The organism is Martelella alba, assembly GCF_005217455.1.
Taxonomy (GTDB): domain Bacteria; phylum Pseudomonadota; class Gammaproteobacteria; order Enterobacterales; family Enterobacteriaceae; genus Acerihabitans.
This window is the reverse complement of sequence record NZ_SZPQ01000185.1, coordinates 1-515: the sequence shown is the minus strand read 5'-3', so window position 1 is coordinate 515 and position 515 is coordinate 1. Positions and strand designations below refer to the sequence as shown.

The 515-nt window shown below is 60.0% G+C and carries 1 protein-coding gene; it reads right to left on the bottom strand.

The features are described from left to right. Nucleotides 1-515 (bottom strand): hypothetical protein (locus FCN80_RS26350; protein ID WP_230492996.1); only part of this gene is annotated, 515 nt, incomplete at both ends.

Here is a 515-nt window from a genome sequence, read left to right as displayed (position 1 = left end):
GCCACGCTGACCCAGTTGCCATTATCCTTTCGCCATTCAGCCTCATACGCGATAGCGCTGGCCGCCTTATCCCAGGTGACACGCAGTGTGGTCACAGCCAGACCCTGGCTAATGGCCGTGTAGCTGCCAATAGTGACGTTGGTCGGCGGCGGCTGAACACCGGGCGGAATAACCGTTATCGGGCGATCCTCAATACGGGCGCCAGTATCGATGCGGGCGAATTTATCCGGATCGTACTCAATGGCTGTAATGTCGAACGAAACGCCATCATCGCTCTGTGTGATGCCGGTCACCCGGAATAACTGCAACGCCAGGTCGTCCGCATCGATAGCCCAGACACATTCCGACTCCGGAACCTCGGAATAGGCGGTGGTGACCGTGACGATTTTCCCGTTTACCGCCTGCGCCGTCCTGGCCTGAGAAACGCCGCTCGGCAGATTGAGGATAAGCCGGTCGCCGGCGGCGGCCGACGATACCCGGTCGAGGGTGATGTTTCGGCCATCCACCGCGCTGAT